Source organism: Paracoccaceae bacterium (assembly GCA_033344815.1).
GTDB lineage: Bacteria > Pseudomonadota > Alphaproteobacteria > Rhodobacterales > Rhodobacteraceae > Roseobacter.
Genome location: JAWPMR010000001.1, coordinates 2,074,558 through 2,096,260, shown reverse-complemented (window position 1 = coordinate 2,096,260; position 21,703 = coordinate 2,074,558). Strand labels below are relative to the sequence as shown.

At 53.2% G+C, this 21,703-nt stretch carries 18 protein-coding genes; 8 read left to right on the top strand and 10 right to left on the bottom strand.

Going from position 1 to position 21,703, the window contains the following annotated elements; genetic code table 11:
* The first annotated feature begins 49 nt into the window (after window positions 1-49).
* From ugpC to R8G34_09725, 6 genes are read left to right on the top strand one after another with little or no spacing between them, the layout of a single operon-like run.
* Window positions 50-1,084, top strand: coding sequence for a sn-glycerol-3-phosphate ABC transporter ATP-binding protein UgpC (gene ugpC, locus R8G34_09750; protein MDW3223152.1), 1,035 nt, complete (start codon window positions 50-52; stop codon window positions 1,082-1,084).
* A complete protein-coding gene (locus tag R8G34_09745) occupies window positions 1,081-2,439 on the top strand; it encodes an iron-containing alcohol dehydrogenase (protein ID MDW3223151.1) in 1,359 nt (452 codons plus the stop codon). The genes ugpC and R8G34_09745 overlap by 4 nt, the downstream gene beginning before the upstream one ends.
* Window positions 2,436-2,993, top strand: a complete 558-nt coding sequence (locus R8G34_09740; GenBank protein MDW3223150.1) for a 6-phospho-3-hexuloisomerase — start codon at window positions 2,436-2,438, stop codon at window positions 2,991-2,993. The genes R8G34_09745 and R8G34_09740 overlap by 4 nt, the downstream gene beginning before the upstream one ends.
* A gap of 2 nt (window positions 2,994-2,995) precedes the next feature.
* On the top strand, window positions 2,996-3,766 hold the full coding sequence (locus tag R8G34_09735) for a glucose 1-dehydrogenase (protein ID MDW3223149.1): 771 nt from the start codon (window positions 2,996-2,998) through the stop codon (window positions 3,764-3,766).
* Window positions 3,766-4,614 carry a sugar phosphate isomerase/epimerase gene (locus R8G34_09730; GenBank protein MDW3223148.1) on the top strand — a complete coding sequence of 283 codons (849 nt, stop codon included), beginning with the start codon at window positions 3,766-3,768 and terminating at the stop codon, window positions 4,612-4,614. The genes R8G34_09735 and R8G34_09730 overlap by 1 nt, the downstream gene beginning before the upstream one ends.
* 3 nt (window positions 4,615-4,617) lie before the next feature.
* Window positions 4,618-5,523 (top strand): HAD family hydrolase, encoded by a 906-nt coding sequence (locus R8G34_09725; protein MDW3223147.1) that lies wholly within the window; start codon window positions 4,618-4,620, stop codon window positions 5,521-5,523.
* A gap of 49 nt (window positions 5,524-5,572) precedes the next feature.
* On the opposite strand, the gene R8G34_09720 is transcribed toward R8G34_09725, so the two are convergent.
* The 9 genes from R8G34_09720 to R8G34_09680 all read right to left on the bottom strand — a co-directional run bounded on the left by R8G34_09720 (window position 5,573) and on the right by R8G34_09680 (window position 18,309).
* A complete protein-coding gene (locus tag R8G34_09720; protein ID MDW3223146.1) occupies window positions 5,573-7,066 on the bottom strand; it encodes a tripartite tricarboxylate transporter permease in 1,494 nt (497 codons plus the stop codon).
* 7 nt (window positions 7,067-7,073) lie between these two features.
* Complete coding sequence (locus R8G34_09715) at window positions 7,074-7,658, bottom strand: tripartite tricarboxylate transporter TctB family protein (protein MDW3223145.1); 585 nt, start codon at window positions 7,656-7,658, stop codon at window positions 7,074-7,076.
* Window positions 7,659-8,651 carry a tripartite tricarboxylate transporter substrate binding protein gene (locus R8G34_09710; GenBank protein ID MDW3223144.1) on the bottom strand — a complete coding sequence of 331 codons (993 nt, stop codon included), beginning with the start codon at window positions 8,649-8,651 and terminating at the stop codon, window positions 7,659-7,661.
* Between the two features lie 56 nt (window positions 8,652-8,707).
* Window positions 8,708-9,718 carry a Gfo/Idh/MocA family oxidoreductase gene (locus R8G34_09705; protein MDW3223143.1) on the bottom strand — a complete coding sequence of 337 codons (1,011 nt, stop codon included), beginning with the start codon at window positions 9,716-9,718 and terminating at the stop codon, window positions 8,708-8,710.
* The gene (locus R8G34_09700; GenBank protein ID MDW3223142.1) at window positions 9,715-10,737 is read right to left on the bottom strand and encodes a Gfo/Idh/MocA family oxidoreductase; all 1,023 of its coding nucleotides are present in this window, start codon (window positions 10,735-10,737) and stop codon (window positions 9,715-9,717) included. The genes R8G34_09705 and R8G34_09700 overlap by 4 nt, the downstream gene beginning before the upstream one ends.
* A 267-nt stretch (window positions 10,738-11,004) precedes the next feature.
* A complete protein-coding gene (gene uxuA, locus R8G34_09695) occupies window positions 11,005-12,249 on the bottom strand; it encodes a mannonate dehydratase (GenBank protein MDW3223141.1) in 1,245 nt (414 codons plus the stop codon).
* On the bottom strand, window positions 12,246-13,109 hold the full coding sequence (locus R8G34_09690) for a hypothetical protein (protein MDW3223140.1): 864 nt from the start codon (window positions 13,107-13,109) through the stop codon (window positions 12,246-12,248). Before R8G34_09690 ends, uxuA begins: the two co-directional genes overlap by 4 nt.
* A complete protein-coding gene (locus R8G34_09685; GenBank protein ID MDW3223139.1) occupies window positions 13,102-13,719 on the bottom strand; it encodes a GntR family transcriptional regulator in 618 nt (205 codons plus the stop codon). The genes R8G34_09690 and R8G34_09685 overlap by 8 nt, the downstream gene beginning before the upstream one ends.
* 2,007 nt (window positions 13,720-15,726) lie before the next feature.
* The gene (locus tag R8G34_09680) at window positions 15,727-18,309 is read right to left on the bottom strand and encodes an EAL domain-containing protein (protein ID MDW3223138.1); all 2,583 of its coding nucleotides are present in this window, start codon (window positions 18,307-18,309) and stop codon (window positions 15,727-15,729) included.
* 428 nt (window positions 18,310-18,737) lie between these two features.
* Here R8G34_09680 and R8G34_09675 point away from each other — a divergent pair, with 428 nt between their 5' ends.
* Window positions 18,738-19,358: a GNAT family protein gene (locus R8G34_09675; protein ID MDW3223137.1), complete on the top strand. Its 621-nt coding sequence runs from the start codon at window positions 18,738-18,740 to the stop codon at window positions 19,356-19,358.
* On the top strand, window positions 19,351-21,141 hold the full coding sequence (locus R8G34_09670; GenBank protein MDW3223136.1) for a tetratricopeptide repeat protein: 1,791 nt from the start codon (window positions 19,351-19,353) through the stop codon (window positions 21,139-21,141). The genes R8G34_09675 and R8G34_09670 overlap by 8 nt, the downstream gene beginning before the upstream one ends.
* A gap of 19 nt (window positions 21,142-21,160) precedes the next feature.
* Here the strand turns inward: R8G34_09670 and R8G34_09665 are convergent, their stop codons facing one another.
* Complete coding sequence (locus tag R8G34_09665; GenBank protein ID MDW3223135.1) at window positions 21,161-21,649, bottom strand: hypothetical protein; 489 nt, start codon at window positions 21,647-21,649, stop codon at window positions 21,161-21,163.
* Window positions 21,650-21,703: the final 54 nt, after the last annotated feature.

Here is a 21,703-nt window from a genome sequence, read left to right as displayed (position 1 = left end):
ACGCAACCGGCTTTTGTAGAGTGCGGGATGCGCATCAGGAGAAGACGGTTTGGCCACGGTAAAGCTATCGAATATCAGCAAGTTCTATGGGCCTGTACAGGCGCTTTTTGATATTTCACTGGCGGTCGAGGACGGCGCATTTGTAGTCTTCGTAGGCCCCTCAGGTTGTGGAAAATCGACTCTGCTGCGGACAATTGCGGGTCTCGAATCAATCAGCGATGGGGCCATTCACATCGGCGAAAAGGATGTAACGACCCTCGAACCCGTAGATCGTGATGTGTCAATGGTCTTCCAATCCTACGCGCTTTATCCCCACATGAGTGTGCGCGCAAATATGGAATTTGGGATGAAAGTGGGCGGTGTATCTGCTGATGAGCGGACCCGGCGTGTCGCAGCGGCGGCCAAAATCCTGCAATTGACCGATTACCTGGATCGAAAGCCCGGACAACTCTCGGGGGGGCAACGTCAGCGCGTCGCTATCGGACGTTCAATTGTCAAGGAACCCAAGGTGTTCTTGTTTGATGAACCCCTTTCAAATCTGGACGCCAAGTTGCGGGTGCAGATGCGGGTGGAGTTGGAAGCGCTGCACAAACAGTTGGACGCCACAATGATTTATGTGACGCATGATCAGGTTGAGGCGATGACAATGGCTGATCAGATCGTGGTCTTGAATGCGGGACGGATTGAACAGGTGGGCGCGCCGATGGATTTGTATCACCGGCCTGCGTCCGAGTTCGTGGCTGGGTTCATCGGTTCGCCGGGCATGAATATCTTTGACGTGGACACAGCCTTCGCGACCGGGGTTTCGACGCAAGACAGTGCCGTTCGCATCGGTATCCGACCAGAGCACGTGGTGTTGACAAAGGGTGGCGATTTGAGTGTTGCGGTCAAGGAACAGCTGGGCGGTGAAAGCTATCTTTACCTTGAGGCCGCAGATGGTGCTCGGTTGGTTGTCAAGACGGATGGTGAAGACCAGACCAAGGCCGGTGATAGGGTCGGAATTTCGTTGCCCGTCCACCGGTTGCATCAATTTGACAAGCAGGGCGTCACATTGCCCAATAGCGACGCGGAGGTGGTCGCGTGAGCAACTGGCAAGGCCAGTACGACAACCTGATCTTGCCGGCGCTGGCAAGATCAGCCGCGACGCAGGCCCTTTTGATAGCGCCGGGTGCCCTGGCCCAGACCGGGACAGTCGCCACACAGGTTTTTGCATCACGCAAGGCATTGGTCTGCGCGGATACGGCTGGATTTGCGGCAGCGGGTGCAGCAGCCTGCGCGGCGTTGCGTGCTGCGGGGTTTACCGTCGATACTCTGGTAATCCCGGCGGATCCGCTGCCCAAGGCCAGTGTTGAGGCCGCGCAGGTGTTTCTCGACCGCCTGAGTGCGGATAGTGCGCTGATGCCCGTATCGGTTGGTTCGGGGGTCATCAATGATCTTGTGAAATACGCCGCCTTTGAGAGTGACCGTCGTTATCTATCGGTCGCCACTGCGGCGTCAATGGATGGCTACACCAGTGCAGGCGCTCCGCTCGCCAAGAACGGATTCAAGGTTACGATCCCGGTACGGGCGCCCATCGCGCTGATTGCCGATCTGGACGTCATTGCGGCTGCACCACCAGAAATGACAGGCTGGGGCTATGCCGATCTGGCTGGAAAATCCCCGGCTGGGGGGGACTGGCTGCTCGCTGAGCTGGTAGGTGTGGAAGCACGTGATGACCTCGCCTGGCCGCTGGTGCAGGATCATTTGCGCGGTTGGCTCGCCGCCCCGGAAAGCGTTTCAGACGGAGGTGACGGCTGCGCGCCACTGTTTATTGGATTAACAGCTGTCGGCTTTGCCATGGAATTTCATGGCTCGTCGCGACCTGCATCGGGGGCGGACCACCAAATCGCCCATATGTGGGAAATGGAGGGGCACGAACATGATGGGCGTAAGGTGTCCCATGGGGCAGCGGTCGCCGTAGGCTGTGTCACGGCTTTGATGTTTTATGATTGGCTGCTGAACCAAAACCTTGAAGACTTGGCACCGGCCGCACCGGATCTGTCGGCGGCTTTGGCGGATTTACACACTAGCATTCCCGATCGTGGGATCGCGCAGCGAGCGGAGCAGGAAACCCTTGCCAAGTGGCCGAACGCACAAATGCACAAGGATCGGATCACACGGATTCACCGCATCTGGCCAGAGACGCGTGCGACACTGAAACATCATCTGTTTCGCGCGGATGAGATGATCGCCATGCTGCGCAGTGCGCAGTCACCCGCTCTGCCGCAAGACATCGGAATTTCGCTTGGCCACCTGCGCAGGACCATCCGCGCTTCTGCCTTCATTCGCAGCAGATACACAATTGTTGATTTTCTCAAGGATTTAGGTCTGTTTGAAGATGCTGTTGATGCGGTAGTCGCCCGTCAGTCCGATCTTTCTGAAAAGGCAATGAGCTTATGAGTATGAATGAGTTGGCACAACGGGCGGTGGGCGAAGTTGGAGACGTGTTGCAGGCTTCGTTGCCCGCGCAAATCGAGGCTATGGCACCTCCCATTCTGACTGCGCGCCGGATTGTTCTGCACGGCGTGGGACGGGAAGGGTTGATGATCAAATCACTGGCCATGCGTCTGTTTCACTTGGGGTTGGATGCGCATATGGTCGGGGACATGACAACGCCGCACGTCGGCTCAGGAGATTTGTTGATCGTTAGCGCCGGACCTGGGGAATTTGGCACCGTGTCTGCGTTAGTTGAGCGGGCCAAAGGTGCAGAGGCTGCAACGATGTGTATCACCGCCGAGCCGAGTGGCAATGTGCCAGGCATGGTGGACACAGTCATTCATCTTCCGGCCCAGACGATGGCGCGCGATCAGTCCGGTGCTGGATCCGTGCTGCCGATGGGGTCGCTTTTTGAGGCGGCACAGTTCATGTTCTTTGAAATTCTGATCCTGCACTTGCGCGATGCTGCTGGTATCAGTGCCGATGCCATGCGTGCACGGCATACAAATATGGAATGACCATGGCCGATTGGATCGATCGATTTTCCATTGCCGGGCAATCGGCTCTTGTCACAGGGGCAAGCTCCGGGATTGGTGCCGAGGTCGCACGCGTCTTTGCCGATGCCGGTGCGCAAGTGGTGGCAACCGGGCGCAATGCCAGCAATTTGAAAATCCTCAGGACGGAGATCGAAGCAGCAGGCGGCACCTGCGACACCATCATTGCTGATGTCGCAACGGCCGAGGGGGCGGAGACAGTTGTAGCCAAAGCGCTGGCGATACGCGGCACAATCGACATCCTGGTAAATTGTGCAGGCACCGCGATTGTTGGTGCTGCGACCAGCTTTGATATTGCCGATTGGGACCGAACAATGGCAGTAAACCTGCGCGCGCCCTTCATCCTTTCCAAGGGACTCGCCCCGGCCATGATGGCGCAACGGCACGGCAAGATCATCAACATCTCGTCCCAGACGGGGGTGATTGCCTTGCCGGACCACGCCGCCTATGCCGCATCCAAAGGTGGGCTGAACGCGTTGACCAAGGCGCTGATGACCGAATTTGCGCCGTACAATGTTCAGGTTAACGCGATCTGTCCAACGGTCGTGATGACGGAGATGGGTCGCAAACTGTGGTCACCGCCAGAAAAATCAGAACCGTTTTTGGCTGCCACGCCATTGGGCCGGTTCGGCGAACCGATGGAAATTGCAGACATGGCGCTCTATCTCGCCTCACCCGCCTCGGATCTGGTGAACGGCGCGTTGATGATGATTGAGGGAGGTTATTCAAGCGTGTGATGAAAGGATTTGGCGTACATACCAGCATGTGGACCATGACATGGGACCCCAAAGGCGCGGCGGCGGCGATCGCGGCGGCACAAGAAACAGGGATGGATTTCATTGAAATCGCCCTGTTGGATCCACCATCAGCGGATGCGGAACACAGTCGAAGACTATTGCAGCAGGCGGATTTATCCGCCGTATGTTCTCTTGGCCTGCCGGAAGCCGTCTGGGCGTCCCACAATCCCGACGGCGCAATCGCCTTTCTGAAAACGGCAATTGAAAAGACTGCTGCAATGGGTGCGTTAGCGTTGAGTGGGGTGACATATGGGGGGATCGGTGAACGCTCCGGTCTGCCGCCGACGCTGCACGAATTGGATAATGTTGCGCGGGCATTGGGCGCCGCGGCGCGACTCGCAAAAGACGCGGGCATTCTGTTCGGAATCGAGCCGGTCAATCGTTATGAAACCCATTTGATCAACACCGCAGCCCAAGGCGTTGCGATGATTGAGAAAGTCGGATCGGACAACATTTTCCTGCACTTGGATACATATCACATGAACATTGAGGAAAAAGGAGCGGGTAATGGCATCCTCGATGGGCGCGATCACTTACGCTATATCCACTTGTCCGAAAGTGACCGGGGCACGCCGGGTGAAGGGACATGTGATTGGGATGAAATCTATGCCACGCTGGCTGCAATCGGTTTTGACGGTGGGCTTGCAATGGAGAGTTTCATCAACATGCCGCCCGAGATTGCGCATGGTTTGTCCGTCTGGCGACCCGTCGCGGAAAGCCACACTGAGGTGATGGGTAAGGGTCTGCCGTTTCTGCGCAACAAAGCGCGTCAATACAGGTTGATCTGATCCGTGTCTTATTTGTCCACGCTTGATACCGCCGCAGCTTTTGCGCGTTACGAAGGTATCCGGCACCGTTTACCACAGGCTCTTTTTCCGTCAACGTCCCGGCATTGTGCGTCCTTGTCAGAAGTTGCAGACGACGTGGATGCGTTTGTTCTGGATGCGTTTGGGGTTTTGAATGTTGGGCAGACTTCGATCCCCGGAGCGGTCGAGCGCATGAAGGAACTCCGCGCGCGCGGGAAAAAACTGGTAGTGCTAACCAATGCTGCCAGCGACACCCGCGCCGCTGCCTTGCGCAAGTATCACAAACTTGGTTTTGATTTTACCGCTGACGAAGTGGTGGCCAGCCGCGATGTATGCGCCGCGCGGCTTGGACAGCATCTGCCAGAGGGGCGTTGGGGGGCGATCTGCACCGAAGTCGATGACTTTGCCGACCTTGATGCAGATGTCGTTCGCTGGACAGCACAGGCGCAGCCTGAGGTGGATGGGTTCCTGATGCTCTCAAGCGCTGATTTGTCCGTTGCGACCTATGAGGCGCTGCGTGAGGCACTTCAAACACAGGCGCGCCCGGTTTTGGTCGCGAACCCTGATCTTGTCGCACCGCGCGAAACAGGTCTCAGCATCGAGCCGGGCTTTTACGCGCATCAACTTGCGGATGAAACAGGCGTGGCCCCTGTGTTTTTCGGCAAACCCTTCGGAAACGCCTACGCTGACGTGATCGAACGGCTGGAAGGGATCACGCCAGAACGCGTGGCGATGGTGGGCGATACACTGCACACGGACATCCTCGGGGGCGCTGCGGCAGGTATGCGCACAGTCTTGATAACGGATTACGGGCTTTTCGCGCGGCAGAGCATAGCGCCATACATTGCCACCTCGGGCATCGTGCCCGACTATATTTGCCCCGTGACCTGACACCTGTGGCGTTTTTTCGTAACAAGACGACCGACTGCTGTTTGAAGCGTTAGCCTCGCCTGCGCACGACAGCTTTTAGACCCGATACCAAGATGACGAGAACGCTGAAAATCGTCGCGAAAGCCAAAACAGCGCTGACCGGGCGGGTGAAGAAAGGTTCGAGGCTTCCTTCTGACAGAATGAGTCCGCGACGCAGGCTTTTGTCCAGAATGGCGCCAAGTACCAAACCAAGGATGATCGGGGCCATCGGGTAGTTCATCTGACGCAATAGAAAACCAAACGTCCCAAACGCCAACATGACCAAAACATCAAAGGGGCGGGATGCGATGGCGAAGGCCCCAACGACGCAGAGAACGAAGATAATCGGTAAAATCCTCTCTCGCGGAATTCGGAGAACCATGAGGAGCGGGCTGGTTAGTAGGAGTCCAAAAACTGTCATGAAAATGGCCGCAATCACGATCGCGGCAACCACGCCGTACACCATATGCGCATTCTGAATCATAATCAGCGGCCCCGGCTGAACACCGTGAATGATCATCGCCGCCAGAAGAACCGCTGAGGGCGCCGACCCAGGAATTCCCAACGTCAAAACCGGAATGATTGCGCCGGGCACTGCGGCGGAATTTCCGGTTTCGGCTGCGATCAAGCCTTCCTTGGATCCATGTCCAAATTTGGCGCTTTCCCGGCTGAACCGTTTGGCAATGGCATAAGAAACCCATGCGCCGATGTCCTCGCCAACGCCCGGAATGAGGCCCATCACAGTTCCCGCGACACCAGATCGTGCGATGCTTGGGGAATAGCGTAACAATTCGCGACCTTCTGGCACCACGCGTCCTTTGTTTTCCGCGATCTCGGGTGTTTGGCTTTTGGAAATGCTTGACAGGATCTCTGCAAATCCAAAGGCTCCAACCATGGCTGGGATGAGGCTGATACCGCCTGACAGAGGTTGATAGCCGAAGGTATAGCGGGCAAATGCAAAAACCTGCTCTTGGCCGATCATGGCGATGATCAGGCCCAAAAATCCGGCGATCCAGCCCTTGAGAGGGTCATCCATCGACGTCAAACGCCCCGAGATGACGACACCAAAGAGCGCTAGCCAAAAGAACTCATACGACCCAAATCGCAAAGCGTAATTTGCCAAAACGGGTGCTGTGAAGACCAGCAGTAAAACACCCAGTAGCGTGCCGCACAGGGATCCAATTGTCGCAAGACCCAGCGCTTCACGCGCTTTGGACTGTCGCGACAATGGATACCCATCCAGTGTCGTTGCGGCACTGGCGGGTGTGCCGGGCATGTTGAGGATAATCGCGGTGCGGCTTCCACCATAGATCGAGCCGACATACATTGCCAACAAGGCAGTGATAGCCGCGCTGCTTTCCATTTGAAAGGTAAGGGTTGTCAAAAGGGCCAACCCCATCGTGGCAGTCAGTCCAGGCAACATGCCGATGATAACACCGAGAAGGGTCGCCCACAGCGATATAAACAAATGGTCAATTGTCAAAGCATTGCCAAAGGCAGTCGTTAGTGCGGCGTAATCCAGCATGTCGACCTCAGGGCAGTTGAACCAGAAACACGGTTTCGAAGGCGTATTGCGAAATCCCGGCACAAAGTGTGGCGATCACGGCGCCGGCAACAATCGTTTTCAAATAAGTTGGTCGCAGATTGGCCTTGTCTGCGGGGCGTAAAAGCAATTCGAACGTGCAAATGAAAGCAAAGACGAAAACGAATGTGGCCGCGAAATAGGGAACTCTGCCAAAGAGTAGGCCGCCATACGTGAGGGTTAACCCTAATGCCGCGCCGGCCCGCTTTCGCGACGTTGATGACCCGGCAACTTCGTCCCAGAACGATGTGTTTTGCGTGTCACTCGCAGGTCGGAATGCCAAAAGCACACCGCAGATAGCCAATGCGATACCCAAAAGCGCCGGTGTGAATCCGGGTGCTTCATAGATTTGGGCGTCCCGCTCGCCGTAGCGCGGCATCAAAGCCGCACCGTAAGTAACGAGACTTCCGATCAGAACGAATAGAACCCCTAGGGCCCGGTCCAGCTTGGCGTTGGTCATGATGACTATTTTTCGGTTTTGGGCAATGCAATACAGATGCGTCGCCACAAAACGCGGCGACGCCTTGGTTTCCATTTATGGACGCGCAATGCCCAGTTTATCTGGATCCACGGATGACTGTCCGCTGTCATGCAACAGCCATGCATTCAATTGAATGGATGCCCATACTTTATCTTGCGCGGTGTCTCCCGAATAAACAGTTTTGATCGAGCCACGACCTTCAGTGTACTCGGCGAGTGCTGCTGAATTCGCAATGACGTCATTCCAAGCAGCTTGCATTTTTTCTTTGACTTCTGCCGGAACATCGCCAGGCATAAAGAGGCCAAAATAGATCGGTGCAACGGCAAAATCCGGCAGCGCTGCGGTCACTGCAGTCACGGTCCCGACATCTGGAACCTCAACATCTGCGTCCGAAATGATTGCAATTGCCTTGAGCTGACCCGCGCGGAGCATGTCGATCTGTTCAGAAATAAGCTGTGTCGTTGCGTCTGTTTCACCCGACACAGTCGACAAAACTGCATTGGCTCCACCATCATATGATGCGTGTACGTAGCTGCCATCAACGGCTGCCGAAAGCGCTTCGATAGTGGAATGCCCAGCCGAGTTGACCCCGGACGTACCGACCTTGAGACCACCGGCTTTCAAAGCGGCCAGAAACTCATCCAAATTCGTGATGTCCGAATTGGCCGGAACGCTGATAACGCTCGCCAGAGCGGAATTCAGGTAGAGGTCCCAATCCTTAATCGATGTGTCCATTTTGCCTGTGACAGCATAAGTGCCCAGATCCTTTGCTGCACCAGCAGTCCAGGTGTATCCGTCATGCGTCGCATCCCATGCGGCTTGCGACCCAATCGATCCAGAAGCGCCGGGCTGGTTTACAACGACGACGCTTTGTCCCAAGGCGCCTTCAAGTTCCGCCGCGACAACACGTGTCACCTGATCGGTCGCGCCGCCTGCTCCCCAAGGCACGATCAGTTGAATGGGTTTACTGGGCCAAGTGTCCGCCAATGCTGGACCCGCGAGAAGGGCGGCTGTGAACGCCCCGGTGATAATTTGTTTGATATTCATTATAGTTTCTCCTCCAAGGTGGGTGCAGAGCTCCTGCTAATTTGCGACCTCGTCGCTTAGTTCAAATGAATTGCCTTTTGTTGTGCTTCTATCGCCAACCGCATCACGGTCAGCGTGTGGCGTTGTGGGCAGGCCGTTTCGCTGCGCCGCTCAATGTCAGTACGCAGCCGCGCAAAATATGGTGTGCCCGCTTGGGAAGCATCAAAGCGCGTACAGTCCGAGCCATTGACCAGAAACACATGATCCGTTCCGGGCTGACCTGCGATATCCATGTATTTACGCAGTTCAATAAAGCCTTTTGTGCCTAAAATCGTCAGCCGCCCGTCACCCCAATTTGGTGCAGCATCCGGCGTAAACCAATCTAACCGCACATACCCATGCGCCGTGTCACTGCTTAAGTTCAACTCTCCAAAATCTTGAAACTCCGGATGATCCGGCGTGTTTAAATTACCAACGGTTGAACGCGTGATCGTGGCGTCTGTCGAACCCGTAAAATGTAAGAACTGGTCGATTTGATGGGTGCCGATGTCGCCCAAAATACCGCCATAGTCTTTCGCGGTCCAAAACCAATCCGGCCGCATAGGCGCATTCAATCGATGTGGCCCAACCGCCAGAACATGGACCACGCGTCCGATGCGGCCCTCAGCCAGAAGCTCATCGGCCAAGGTGACGGCAGGCACCTCGAAACGTTCTGAAAAATTCACACTCCAGATCCTGCCCGTAGATTTAATGCAGGCCTCAATTTCAGCCAGCTCTTGCAGCGTCAGGCAGCCCGGCTTGTCCAGCATAACGTCTTTGCCATGTCGCATGGCCCGTAATGAAAGCGCCGCACGATCGGCAGGTGGTGCTGCAATCAGCACCAATGCGATTTCAGGATCATCCAGAATTGCTTGCAAATCATGTTCACGCGGCACATCCGGAAACCGCTTGACCAAACCGGCCAAAGGCTGTGGTTCGCTTTTTGTCCAGTAACTTGAAAAGGTGCAGCCAACATCCACCATGCCCTGGGCCATGCCGTAGATGTGGCGGTGATCCAATCCGAGGGCTGCGAATTTGAGAGCGGTCATACCAATGTCTCCACGTTTTCTTGACGTCCGCTTTGGGCGGAACGCTCAATGGCATCAATCAACGCGTGTACATTTAATGCGGAGCGCCCTGTAACCGAGGGCGGCGTACCTGCTTGCCAGTTGGCGGCAAAGTCCGCGATCAAGCTTTGATGCCAGTCACATGGGAAGTCCATCGGATCGCTGCCGCCGCCGGTCCCGGTTACTTCGCCAAATTTGTCCGTTTCTCCATTGCGCCAATGTACAACCAGCTCGCCCGCGGTCAGGCGCAATGCTGCATGTTGCGTATCCAGTTCCAAGGTTTCGGCGCTGCCCGGGAAGCTGGCAGTTGTTGCGACAATCGATCCCATGGCTCCGGACTCAAATCGCAAGCCGGCTGACGCAAAATCCTCCGCTTCCATCTGATGTAACGGCGTGGTGCCCTTCAGCGCGACAACTGAACTGACCGGCCCGGTGAGGCTCAACATCAAATCAAGGACATGAATGGCTTGAGTAATCAAAACGCCGCCACCATCGGAGTCGTATTGCCCTCTGCCGTCTTGATCGTAATAGCTTTGGTCGCGCCACCAAGGCACCGTCACTCGCGCTAGGTAGATGTCTCCAAGTCTTTTGGATTGAATAAGATCGCGCAACGCGACAGCACCGGCTCGAAAGCGGTGCTGAAAGACAATACCAAGCGCAACCTCTCGTTTCTCACAAAGATCGACGATCCGCCGCGCGTTTTCAAAAGAACGCTCTACGGGTTTTTCCATCAGGATGTGCTTGCCCGCTGCAGATAGTTTATCCACGATTTCATGTCGGGCATTGGGCGGCGTGATGATTATGGCGCCATCCACTGTCTCACAGTTGCAGATGGCGTCGATGTCCACAAAGCAAGGCCATCCGAACTGATCAGCCACTTTTTGGCGACGTGCCCCGTTGCGATTGGTCACGCCCGCAACTTCAACCGTGCCCGCAAGCCGTTTCAGAGCTGCTAGGTGTGGTTTTGAGGCCATCCCAAGGCCAATAACGGCAAGTCTCATCGGTTTGTGCCTAACCATCGCGTACCTCTGTGAAATTCGAAAATAACTCACTTTTGTGGATCGCAGGGATCGCTAGAAAATAGGCGTCAAGCGAGAAAAAGTTTGGAGAAAGGCTTTGATCGGTCGAAAAGCCTGCATCAGGTATTAACGCAAATACGCCTGCAGGCTTACGACGTTTGATGGTCGCACAAGCGTGACATGTTCCAACGCCGGTCCTCTCTGGATCGCCTCTTCTTTCTGGGGCGCAGTCATAAACACAATGATATCTCACGGGTCAGACTCCGCATCATCTTTGGTCAGGGAATGCTGAGCAAAAGAGGACACCAGCGCTGCCGAAACACCGCGTATTTCCGCAAGCCCGCGCAATCGGCCAATGTAAGGATAACCCGGCTGGACCGGACGTTTGAAATCATCCGCAATCTTATGGCCATGATCCGGTCGCATTGGAATTTCACAAACTGTCTCACCGGTTGTGAAACGACGTGTTTCTTCCGCAAGGACCGCGGCAATTAATGCCACCATGTCGGTGGATCCTGCCAAATGCGCGGCTTCATGAAATGATGTAGGTACGATCTCGCTGTCGCGATGCACGTTCCTGAGATGTAAGAAATGCACGTGTTTTCCCAAACGCTGCATCATCCCAGGCAGATCATTTTTGGCCCGGACACCCAATGAACCGCTGCAAAGTGTTATGCCATTTGCTGGACTGTCAATTGCTTGGACGAGTTCCATGTAATCTTGTTCAGTGGACATTACGCGTGGCAGTCCCAGCAGGGGAAATGGCGGGTCATCGGGATGGCAGCACAGGCGCATGCCGAGACGTTCCGCAACTGGCACAACCTCCCTCAAGAACGCGTATTGGTTTTCTTTCAGAAGCGTGGCATCTATTCCGCGATATCGCGCAAGATACACGCGCAAATCATCATGTGTCAGACTTTGGTTGGCGCCAGGAAGGCCCTGAACCACATTCTGGACCAGCGCTTGCCGCTGCTCATCCGCCATGGTTTCAAAACGGTCCCGCGCTTTTTTCTGTATGTCGCGGGGCACATCAACCTCCGCACCGGGCCGTTTCAGAATGAAAAGATCGAAAACTGCAAAGTCGACGAGGTCAAACCGCATGCAAGTTGCGCCATCGTTCAGTACCCAATCCAAATCGGTGCGCGACCAGTCAAGCACGGGCATGAAATTATAACATACGACTTTGATGCCTTCAGCCGCCAGGTTCTCTAAGCTGGTCTTGTAGTTTTCGATGTGCGCGCGCCATGCACCGGTCTGGGTTTTAATCTCCTCGGACACCGGAAGGCTTTCCACGACATCCCAAGTCAATCCGGTTGGCCTGCCATCGTCATGCGTTGTGATTTCAGCCTTACGTTTTTTGATTTCCTCTGGTGCCCAAACCGCGCCGTTGGCGAGATGGTGCAATGCTGAAACTACGCCGCTCGCACCTGTTTGTACGATTTCCTCAATTGAGACCATGTCTTGAGGCCCAAACCAGCGCCATACCTCTTTCATGCGGCTAACCTCGCCAATAGGCATTTTTGAACGAGACCCGGCGCCGCGTTTCTAGCTGAATTCGGGGCGTCATCCTCTTGCGATAGTTTTCTGATCTCACAGTTCGCGATAAACTTGCTGTTCACCAAATAGTTCAGATCATTTAGCGTTGACCTTGACCACAGTTCGCCATTTGCAGCACCGATCTTGAATGGGCTGTCTGATACCTCGCAGGTGATGGTCCGAAATCGCGTCGTTTCCCTTGTTTCGATTTGAAACCGCCTTGTGCGCCCCACCCGTACCCAAGAAAATGCTGTGCGCGACGCGACCTGCTTTTGCGACCGAGCGTTAAATCCCTTGGAGGGATCCACGACGGTATAGCTTTGTTTTGTCCGCCTAAAAAAACCGCAGGACACAATGCGCAACAATCCTGGATGCTTCCTCATAACCGGTCCTTCCTCAATCCGAAGAAAAGACGCTGCCAAAAGAGAATGCTCCTTTCGTGCCGCGTCAACGGTAACAGGGCTTTTTAAGCCATGCTCGAGCCAGTCGGGTTTTGGCTGCAAGTATTTCCAGTCGTAAAGGTCTGTCACATATCGCCTCGATGCATACCGATCCGCCTCGATGTGATGCACCGTACCGGTTTTATATTTCAGTCTCTTAGATATTTGATTTTGCAGTAGTAAGTAGCGCGATTTGGAGTTTTTCGGATCACGGACAGGCTCAAGCGACGCGGAAACCATTGCAGCTTCGATCGAGCCAGACCTATTGGTTTCAATTTGCAAACATACCGATCGTCGAGTTTTGATAGACCGCCCCAATCGCTTCGCAGCGAGAAAAACAATACACTTGGTTGCAGAATTTTGTTCCAGATCAAACATGGTGACCTACAGATTCCAGGGCCGAATTGATATGTTTGTTGATCAGAGCCTGTGCCAGTTCGACATCGCGTGACTTGATCGCCTCGATGATTTCCAGATGCTCATCAAATGCGGTATTGATGCGGTTTGGCAAATGCCTTGTGAGCAATATCCGTGCCCTGTCCGTATGCGCCTTGACGGAGTGCGACAAACGCCAGGCAGACGGTATTCCTGCGAGCGTCGCGAGGGTCGCGTGCAACTCTTCATCAACGCGGAAGAACTCAATGTGATCTTCATGGCTCAAAGCGACGCGTTGCAGTGCGATGATTTTATCCAGAGGTCTAAAGTCGACGTCGCTTTTGCATAGCAAGCGCACAACTTCACGTTCTAACGCCCTGCGGATGATAATTCCTTCGCGCACCCGGGCTTCGTCCATAGATGCCACCACTGTTCCAACCTTGCTTCGCGTTTCAACAAGGCCATCTTCAATCAATTTTTGACACGCTTCCCGGACTGGCGTTCTACTAACGTTAAACCAAGATGCCAGAGCCGTTTCGTTGATCGTTCCGCCTGGCTTCAATTCTTCCAGAATGATGCTGAGCCGGATGGCGTCGTAGATTTGACCGCCCATGGGTTTGTTTTTGTCTATCGTCGCGGCAAAGTTCCGCGATGCATCAGACAGGCTGGTTGAAAGATTTTTCAAAGTCTCCCCCTGTTTGCATACAAGCACACATGTATACATGAGTCAAAAAAATGTAGCTTCTGCTGGTGCGGCTGCGCTGAAGAAGCCGCAGGTGCGAGCAGAGATGTTAAAGCGACCAACCAATGTGGTGGTACCGAAACAGGGCGCTAAGACGTCTACATGGATGCGTCCCAGCACTACAGTTTGGCGGGCGGCAACTCGAATGATTGTGAACGAAACTCAGTAAAAATAGCTCAAACGAAACTGCAATACTGATGTGCACGATCATCGGAGCCCGGTAACGTACACCTAAATGGGCAATGCTTCGCGCGAGATTTTAAGCCCGTGATATTTGGTCGGTATCTCAGCCGCGACGGCTGCGGGGGGGATTTTCGGCTGCTTACGATTAAACGCAAAACGCAATCAAGAGTAATGTTCTGCGTCTTTGTCACCGCGAAGCGATAGTGTCATCCTTCGGCAAATCAGGAATGTTGCTCTCTTGTTCAAGTGAACAACTGGAGTTTGAACTTGGGATGAGTGACGATGAGTAAGCACCCGTTTGATCGCATAGAAATCTTAGCGCAGACTGAGGAGGGGCAGCGAAACTTTCCGAATGCTACCAAAATGCTGGATGTCGCGAACCGGCGGATATACTGGCCGGCGATTAGGTGCCGCGTAAGCGGCGCTGCCGCCACCCGCTAAAAGGCTTGAGGCGAAGCTGCTAACATCACGGCATCAAGGTCTCGTGACAGATGTTTTCAGCAAGCCAAGGTCATTATCCGGATAAAACAGCATGGTCAGATTGGAATTGGATGCGAACAGCCCCTGAAATGCGCGCGGATTGGGACTCACCGGACGCGTTTGCGCCTCGCGTGTTTCTGCACGCTGATCGTCTTCGACGGTTCTAATCAGCGATGGTCCATGTACCCTGACAGACTTGGTAGGTAACGCCGCACACAATTTGATGGAGCTGTCGATTGTCCTGCCCAAGAATACGTTCACGTGCATCAAAGCACTTGAGAATCACCGCCCCAAAACTGTCGATTAGTCAACTCTTTGCAGCGACAAATACACGGTCTTTCGCGTCCCCACGCTCAACCAAAACATAACAGGTATGATACAGTTTTCACGTGGCCCGGCTAAGCTAAACATCTGGGTCTTTTGCGCAAGAATGCGACCATGCAAAGGGCCGTGTGGTGTATGCGGAGCGGATTTTGCGAAAATTGTTGTTCGAAAGGCTGTGCTTTGCTGGCATATCAAACAGGTCTAAAGGCACGTCATTTCTGCCAGGGTTCCCGAAGTGTTTTCATAGTAAGGTTGGGAGCGCTTCCGCCACGCCGCACAAGCTGCGTCGCATCCTAACTGTTGAACCGGATCGATTGAGCGAGGCTTTCTGTTGAAAGAATCAGCGGCACGTCACCAAAAATCTGGCGCCGATGCACAACTGAAATCAGATTTAGGATCCAACGGGGAGTCTTGCGAGCAACCGCGATTTTCAGGTGCAGAATGCCTCAACTTCCTCCTTGAGAAGTTAACCCACCGAACCGAACGATCGTACACCGTGCTGCGACGAAGACAAGAATAGAGAAAATCACGTAGACCCTATTGAAACGATCGAGGAAGAAGCGACCGGTTTATACCGATCAAGCACTTATGAATTAGTTTTTCAAAGGTATGGACTTGCTCACAAGCTACAGCGCTCCCGAACATGGTGTGGCAACATGGTCGCGAAACGACAAGATTAATCGCGCCGAGGACTTTTTGTTATGCGAAATCACGCAATGATGCAGTCAGAACAAATGTCATCTCGAAATCATGATTCGAGTCGAATTTTTGCAAGTTGGGATCTCGGTAAATTTGGTCTGGCCATTTCGTGACGGGGCTAGGGGAGCAATCGGTTAATACGACATGAGATAGCCCCATTTTGCCAGCTCCAAGGCGCTCGAATGTACGTTTTCAACCAAATGCCAGACATCCATTTTTGGTTACCAACTCTCGCATGAATGTACTCACCCCTTCAGCGTCCATAGGGCGCGCCAGACCGTATCCTTGTAAGTAACAGCATCCGATTTCCTGCAAGACCTTGACATGTTCCCAGGATTCTACGCCCTCTGCGACAACCTGTACATCGAGCATTTGGCCGATCCCGATAATGGTTTTGATCAAATCTCGCTGACGATTTGAAGCCACAATTGGCTCAATCAAAAAACGGTCGATTTTCAAACGCTTCGGGGCAACTTGTAGCAAGCTTACTATCGAGGCATGCCCGCTCCCGAAATCGTCGATTTCCACGTCGATACCCATACGTTCTATCTGTTTTAGATTCCGTTCGATAACTTCGTTTTTTAGATCCAGAAATGCGGACTCAAGCAATTCAAATGCTATCTTACCCTCCGGAATACCCATAGGTTTTAACTGTTTGATCAGAGTAGGGTCGTTCAGTCGATGCGATGAAACATTGACGGAAATTCTTGGGATATCAAATCCTTGCATTTCCCATTTTTCAAGATCGTGCAGTGTCTTCCTCAAGACGAGTTCGTCGAAATGCGCCACTAGACCCATGTCTTCGGCGGTCGACAGAAACTCATCTGGCATAATCAACCCAAATTTCTTGCTTTCCCACCGCACAAGGGCTTCCAAACCCGTCATTTCCAAGGTTTGTGCGTCAAACTGTGGTTGGTAATGGCAAGTTATCTCGCCGTTATCAAATCCCGCCAGCAGAGCGTCAAAAGAGTTTTTCCGACGGCGCGCCTCTGTTTTCATTTCTCGGGTGAAAAACTGAAGCCGGCCGCGACCTGCCTTTTTTGCCGCATAGAGTGCAAGATCGGCGTTGATGAACAACCCGTTGTCCAAGGGTTCCGCATCTTCGGCTACAGCGATGCCAATGCTGGTTCCCGTATTGCATTGTTGAGATCCATAAAAAAACGGTTGTGACATGTCGCCAATGATATTCTTGGCTATTTCTTCCAACTCGGAAGGGTCGGGCGCACTCAGCAGGAGCACGACGAATTCGTCTCCCCCCACGCGGGCAACCAATGCATCTTCGGGCACGTTTTTTCTCAGGATTTCTGCGGCGTGTTTCAGAGTGGCATCACCTGCATCATGTCCAAGAGTGTCATTTATTTGCTTGAAATAATCGATGTCAAAGTGAAGGATTGCGGGCCTGAGATCTGCGCGGTCCAGATATTGCGACTGTCGCGTGAATACATCGTCGAGGTATCTGCGATTTGCTAAACCCGTGAGTGCGTCGTGGCGGCTGTCATGTTCCAGACGGGCCCGCGCTTGTTCAAGTTCTTCTGCGCGCTCGTAATCGCGCGTTACGTCAAAGTTGACGCCGTAGTATCGTGCTCCGTGTTCTTTATCGCGAACGTATTTGCCGCGTGTCCGGATATGCCTGATGCTTCCGTCTTTTCGCATGTGACGATAATCGCATGCTATGTCTTTCCCTTGTTCAAGGCATTCTGCCGCTAATGCGAGTGTTGCTTCTCTGTCGTCTGGATAAATGTAGTTTGCCCAAGCGTTTGAGCTGCGTATATTTATGCCATCCGTGATCTCAAAGATCTCAAGCATGCGATCGTCCCAATACGCATAATTCGCTCCTACGTCGAATTCCCATCTCGCCATGCCAGCGGCTTCCATTGCGATATGCAGACGATCTGCCATCCGGTGTCGTTCCAACTCGACAGTTTTGATATCGGTAATGTCCGTATCAGTCCCGATGATACGCGCCGGCAGGCCCGATTTATCACGGCGCATGACACGACCGCTACTCATGAACCAAACCCAATGTCCGAGCGTGTGTTTTTGCCGGAACTTGTAGTCAATGATGTCTGTCTCCTGGGAATCGAGACGCCGGAGCTCATTCTTAATATGGTCAACATCCTGGGGATGAATGGTTTCCAACCAAGCCTCATTGGATTTTGGGAATGGATCGTCTTGAGAAAGACCTCGCAGTTGACGCCAGGTCTCGGAAACAAAATGCTGATCTCGCTCAAAATCATGGTCCCAAATAGCGTGGTTCGCGCTTAATATCGTTGTTTGCCAACGCCAATCGTTCTCGATATGACAGCGCGTCTCCCAGCTGGATTGACCCGTTTTTTCAGCGGCTTTTCCCACATGTCTTGGTTTGGTGTCGCGATGCAGGCCGGTCGCATCTGACCCGTCTTGGAGCGATTGTTCCGTAGGTCGTTGCCATTGAAACAAATAGCTGAAGACAGAACCCTGCGGATCTTTCAGGGCGGAAACAGAAAATTCGACGCTTTTGGATCCGACAGAATTGAGACGGACAGTACGGGTAGCGGTCTGCGTGAGGGAAAAGAACGGTTCGTCCAAGCACTGGGTTTCTTTGTCCTGCGAGAGAAGGGATTGTATGGAACGACCGAGAAGCGAATTACCCTCGCTATCCAGCAAGAGGGTGTCTGCCAGGGCGTTTGTGAAGATTACAGAGTGATCCAAACCAACAATGAAGGCGGGCAGCGCCAGTGCATCGACCAGCAGCTTGGTGGTGTCCCCAGCTATAGCGTCGTTCTTCAGGTGCATTGGAACTCTCAAGAAACCTGAAAAACTACTATATGTGAGCGCTTAATGCTCCGTTATCAGATAAAAATGGAATTGTTTTGGTGTTTTGGGTCAGCCGCGCGCAGATTTTCTCTGTCCATCAAAACGTGCATTTTACGGGTTTGGCGTTTGAGGTCTTTTGAGAATGGATTGAACCTTTTCCAGCCCGGTTTCAGACGTCTACGCCATAAAAAGACTTTTTGAAATTGGAGCCTTGTCAGTTTTTTCCTGCGATCCTGGACAGTGGAATGCTGAACTGAGTGCTTAAAAATGTTGCAAAGCGGGTAAGGGCGGTCATACTTTGGGTTATTAACATTCTCGACGTAGTTTCTTTTGCGAAACGCTGTCACGGAGCTGAAACGCGCGGTCGGCGTCGATCAATTTTTAAAAAGTTTGATAGGAATAACTCTATGTCAATAGAAACCACTGGAGACATCACCTGGCGTCCCTTGGCGCTTGCCGACATTGCAAATATTTCAAACTGGTTCTGGGATTTTCAGGACGTCGCCCTTTTTGATAGGTCGCTTCCCGTTCCAACAAGTGAGGACGCGCTTCGTGAAAGTTGGAGCAAATCCATCGAATATCAAAAATCTCCCTGCGGGTTTTGGTTCATTGCCGAAACTGAAAACGGTGAACCTCTTGGTATCGCGGGGCTGGAATCTGTAAACTACATCCAAGGAGATGGGGTGCTGCCCTTCTTCGTTGCCAAGCCTTTCAGGAAGAAGGGACTGGCATCGGCAATGGCGGTGTGCGTTTTGGATCTTGCATTCAAGCGCCTGCGATTGCACCGGGTTACAACCTTTTATCGTGATGACAATGCTGCAACGAAACGGGCAATCAATAAGCTTGGATTTATTGATGAGGGGAAGTTCCGTGAAGGGTGGTTCGTTGAAGGCGAAAGAAAAGATATCGTAATTGCTGGTATTTTGGGTTCGGAATGGTTAGCCAAAAGAGAGCAGGTCATTGAAACGGTGATGCAATCCTGCGACCTTTCATTTACACCGACCTGTTGGAAAGAGGGCCGTGAGTAGCACAGAGAATACATCTGGATTGCGCAGAAATCTCAGGCGACGCCTTGTGGCGATCGTTTTTGCCGACGTGGCAAATTTTAGCAGCATGATGAGCGTGGATGAGGTCGGTACAACCATCTCAGTTGCTAACCGACTGGAAAAATTCCGTGAATCCATTCGCGCGTATTCCGGTGATTTCAAGGGGTCAGCAGGTGACAATGCTTTTATGGTGTTCGAAAGCGCCGTCGACGCAGTTACTTTTGCAGTAGAAATGCAAAAAACGCTGGCGGTTGAAAACGAAGGTTTGTCGGAAGAAGAGCAGATCTGGTTCCGGTTTGGCATCAATCTTGGTGAAATACTTGTCAGTGGCGATGAAATTACCGGTGAAAGCATCAACATTGCGGCTCGGATTGAAGCTTTTGCCTCACCTGGGCAAGTGTGTATTTCAGGCGCCGCCTATGATCATGTCAGCAACAAGCTAGGCTATGGTTACGAATATCTTGGCGGTCAGGATTTCAAGAACATCGGCCGAACAATCGATGTCTTTCAAGTGCATGAAAACCCGACGACCGCGGCCATGACGCCAGGACTGCGCCGCAACCTCGAAAACTCTGCTGAGTTCAAAGAACGCCCCATCGCGAACCAGTCCATCGTCGTTCTGCCTTTTGGATTTCAGGGGAGCAACACGGATGATCAGTGGTTTGCAGAAGGCTTGACAGAAGACGTCACCACCAATCTGTCACGGTTTCAGGAATTTTTCGTGATCGCGCGCGGATCCGCGAATATGTATATGGACCGTACTAAATCGCCGGCACAGGCCGCGCGGGAGTTGGGTGTCCGTTATGCGGTCGACGGGACGGTGCGCAAGGCCGGCTCCCGGATCCGTATCACTCTACAACTCCTGGACGCCTTGCAAGACCGAACCATTTGGGGTGAACAATACAACCGTAACGTCGAAGATATCTTTGATCTGCAGGATGAGATCACGCAGATCATTGTCAGCGCGACAGCCGCGCGGATTGAAGCGACTGAACGGGATCGTATGCGCTTGTTGCCGCCAGCCAATCTGATGGCCTACGGGTTTGTACTCAAAGGTCATCGACACGTGCACAAATATACGCAACCGGAAGTACGTCAGGCACGTGGGCTGTACGAGAACGCCATTACCAGTGATTCACGGTATTCACGTGCCTATGCGGCAAAATCCCGTACTTTCAACCTGGACTGGCGCTATGATTGGGCTGACAACCCAGAAGCTGCATTGGATGATGCATTGATTTTTGCACGCCAGGCGATTGATCTGGACGAGGCCGACGCGCGTGGTTTTGGCGAACTTGGTTTTGCGCATCTTTACCGCAAAGAGCACGATCCGGCGATTAACTCTTATGAGCGGGCTTTGAAGCTAAATCCAAACGACGCCGATGTCATGTCAGACATGGCAGATGCATTGGTGCACATGGGACGTTCCGAAGAAGCTGTCGAAATGCTTCAAAAAGCCATGCGCCTAAACCCGTTTTACCCCGACCAATACATCTGGCATCTGGGTGGCGCTTATTTCGCGCTCGAGCAATATGAAGACGCAATAAACGCAATTCAAACAATGCAGAATCCCACCGAAGGTCGTCGTATCCTCGCGGCGAGCTATGCCTATCTGGATCGTCTCGATGAAGCTCGGGCGCAGGCAGATTTGGTGCGCAAAGCGCATCCCAATTTCTCTGTTGAACGCTGGGCGTCGGTACAGCCGGACAAGTTCGCAGAGGATACTCAGCACTTTTATGATGGCATGAAACGCGCAGGGCTTTGAGGCGCGACGCTAGCCTTTTCTAATCGCGCGCGCCTGAAATCCGAGCTCCGGATACTTTTGCACCAGAAACCTTGGCCCCGGAGACCTTGGCGCCCGAAACTTTGGCGCCCGATACACGGTTTGCACCAACACCTGTGCCCATCCCATCGATCCCAACTGCGAGCAAGACGTCTTCAAATTTGCCCTGGTCTACATCGAGACGCACGGTCTCATCCTTTTGGCTTACGGTCCATGCCAGCAGGCTTTCGAAGAACTTCTTTTCCTTCGGGTTCGGCCCGGGTACATCGACAGTCGACGCCTTGACCCCCTTGCTGCTCGTCATGAACAATACAGGCGTGGGAATCTCATAGTACGTCCCGTCATATGTAAATCCATAAATTCGAGCGAACTGGTTCTTGTCCTTGCTGAAAGTTGTCGCCGTGGCCGCGGCTTTTTTGATCACCGCCAGATCATCAACCTCGCGGCCGAACAAGACAATGGATGAAGATGCAAAGATTGATTCTGACATAACTTTTTTCCTTTCAGGAGCGAAAATTACTCCCGTTTAGCCGGTTCTATTCAA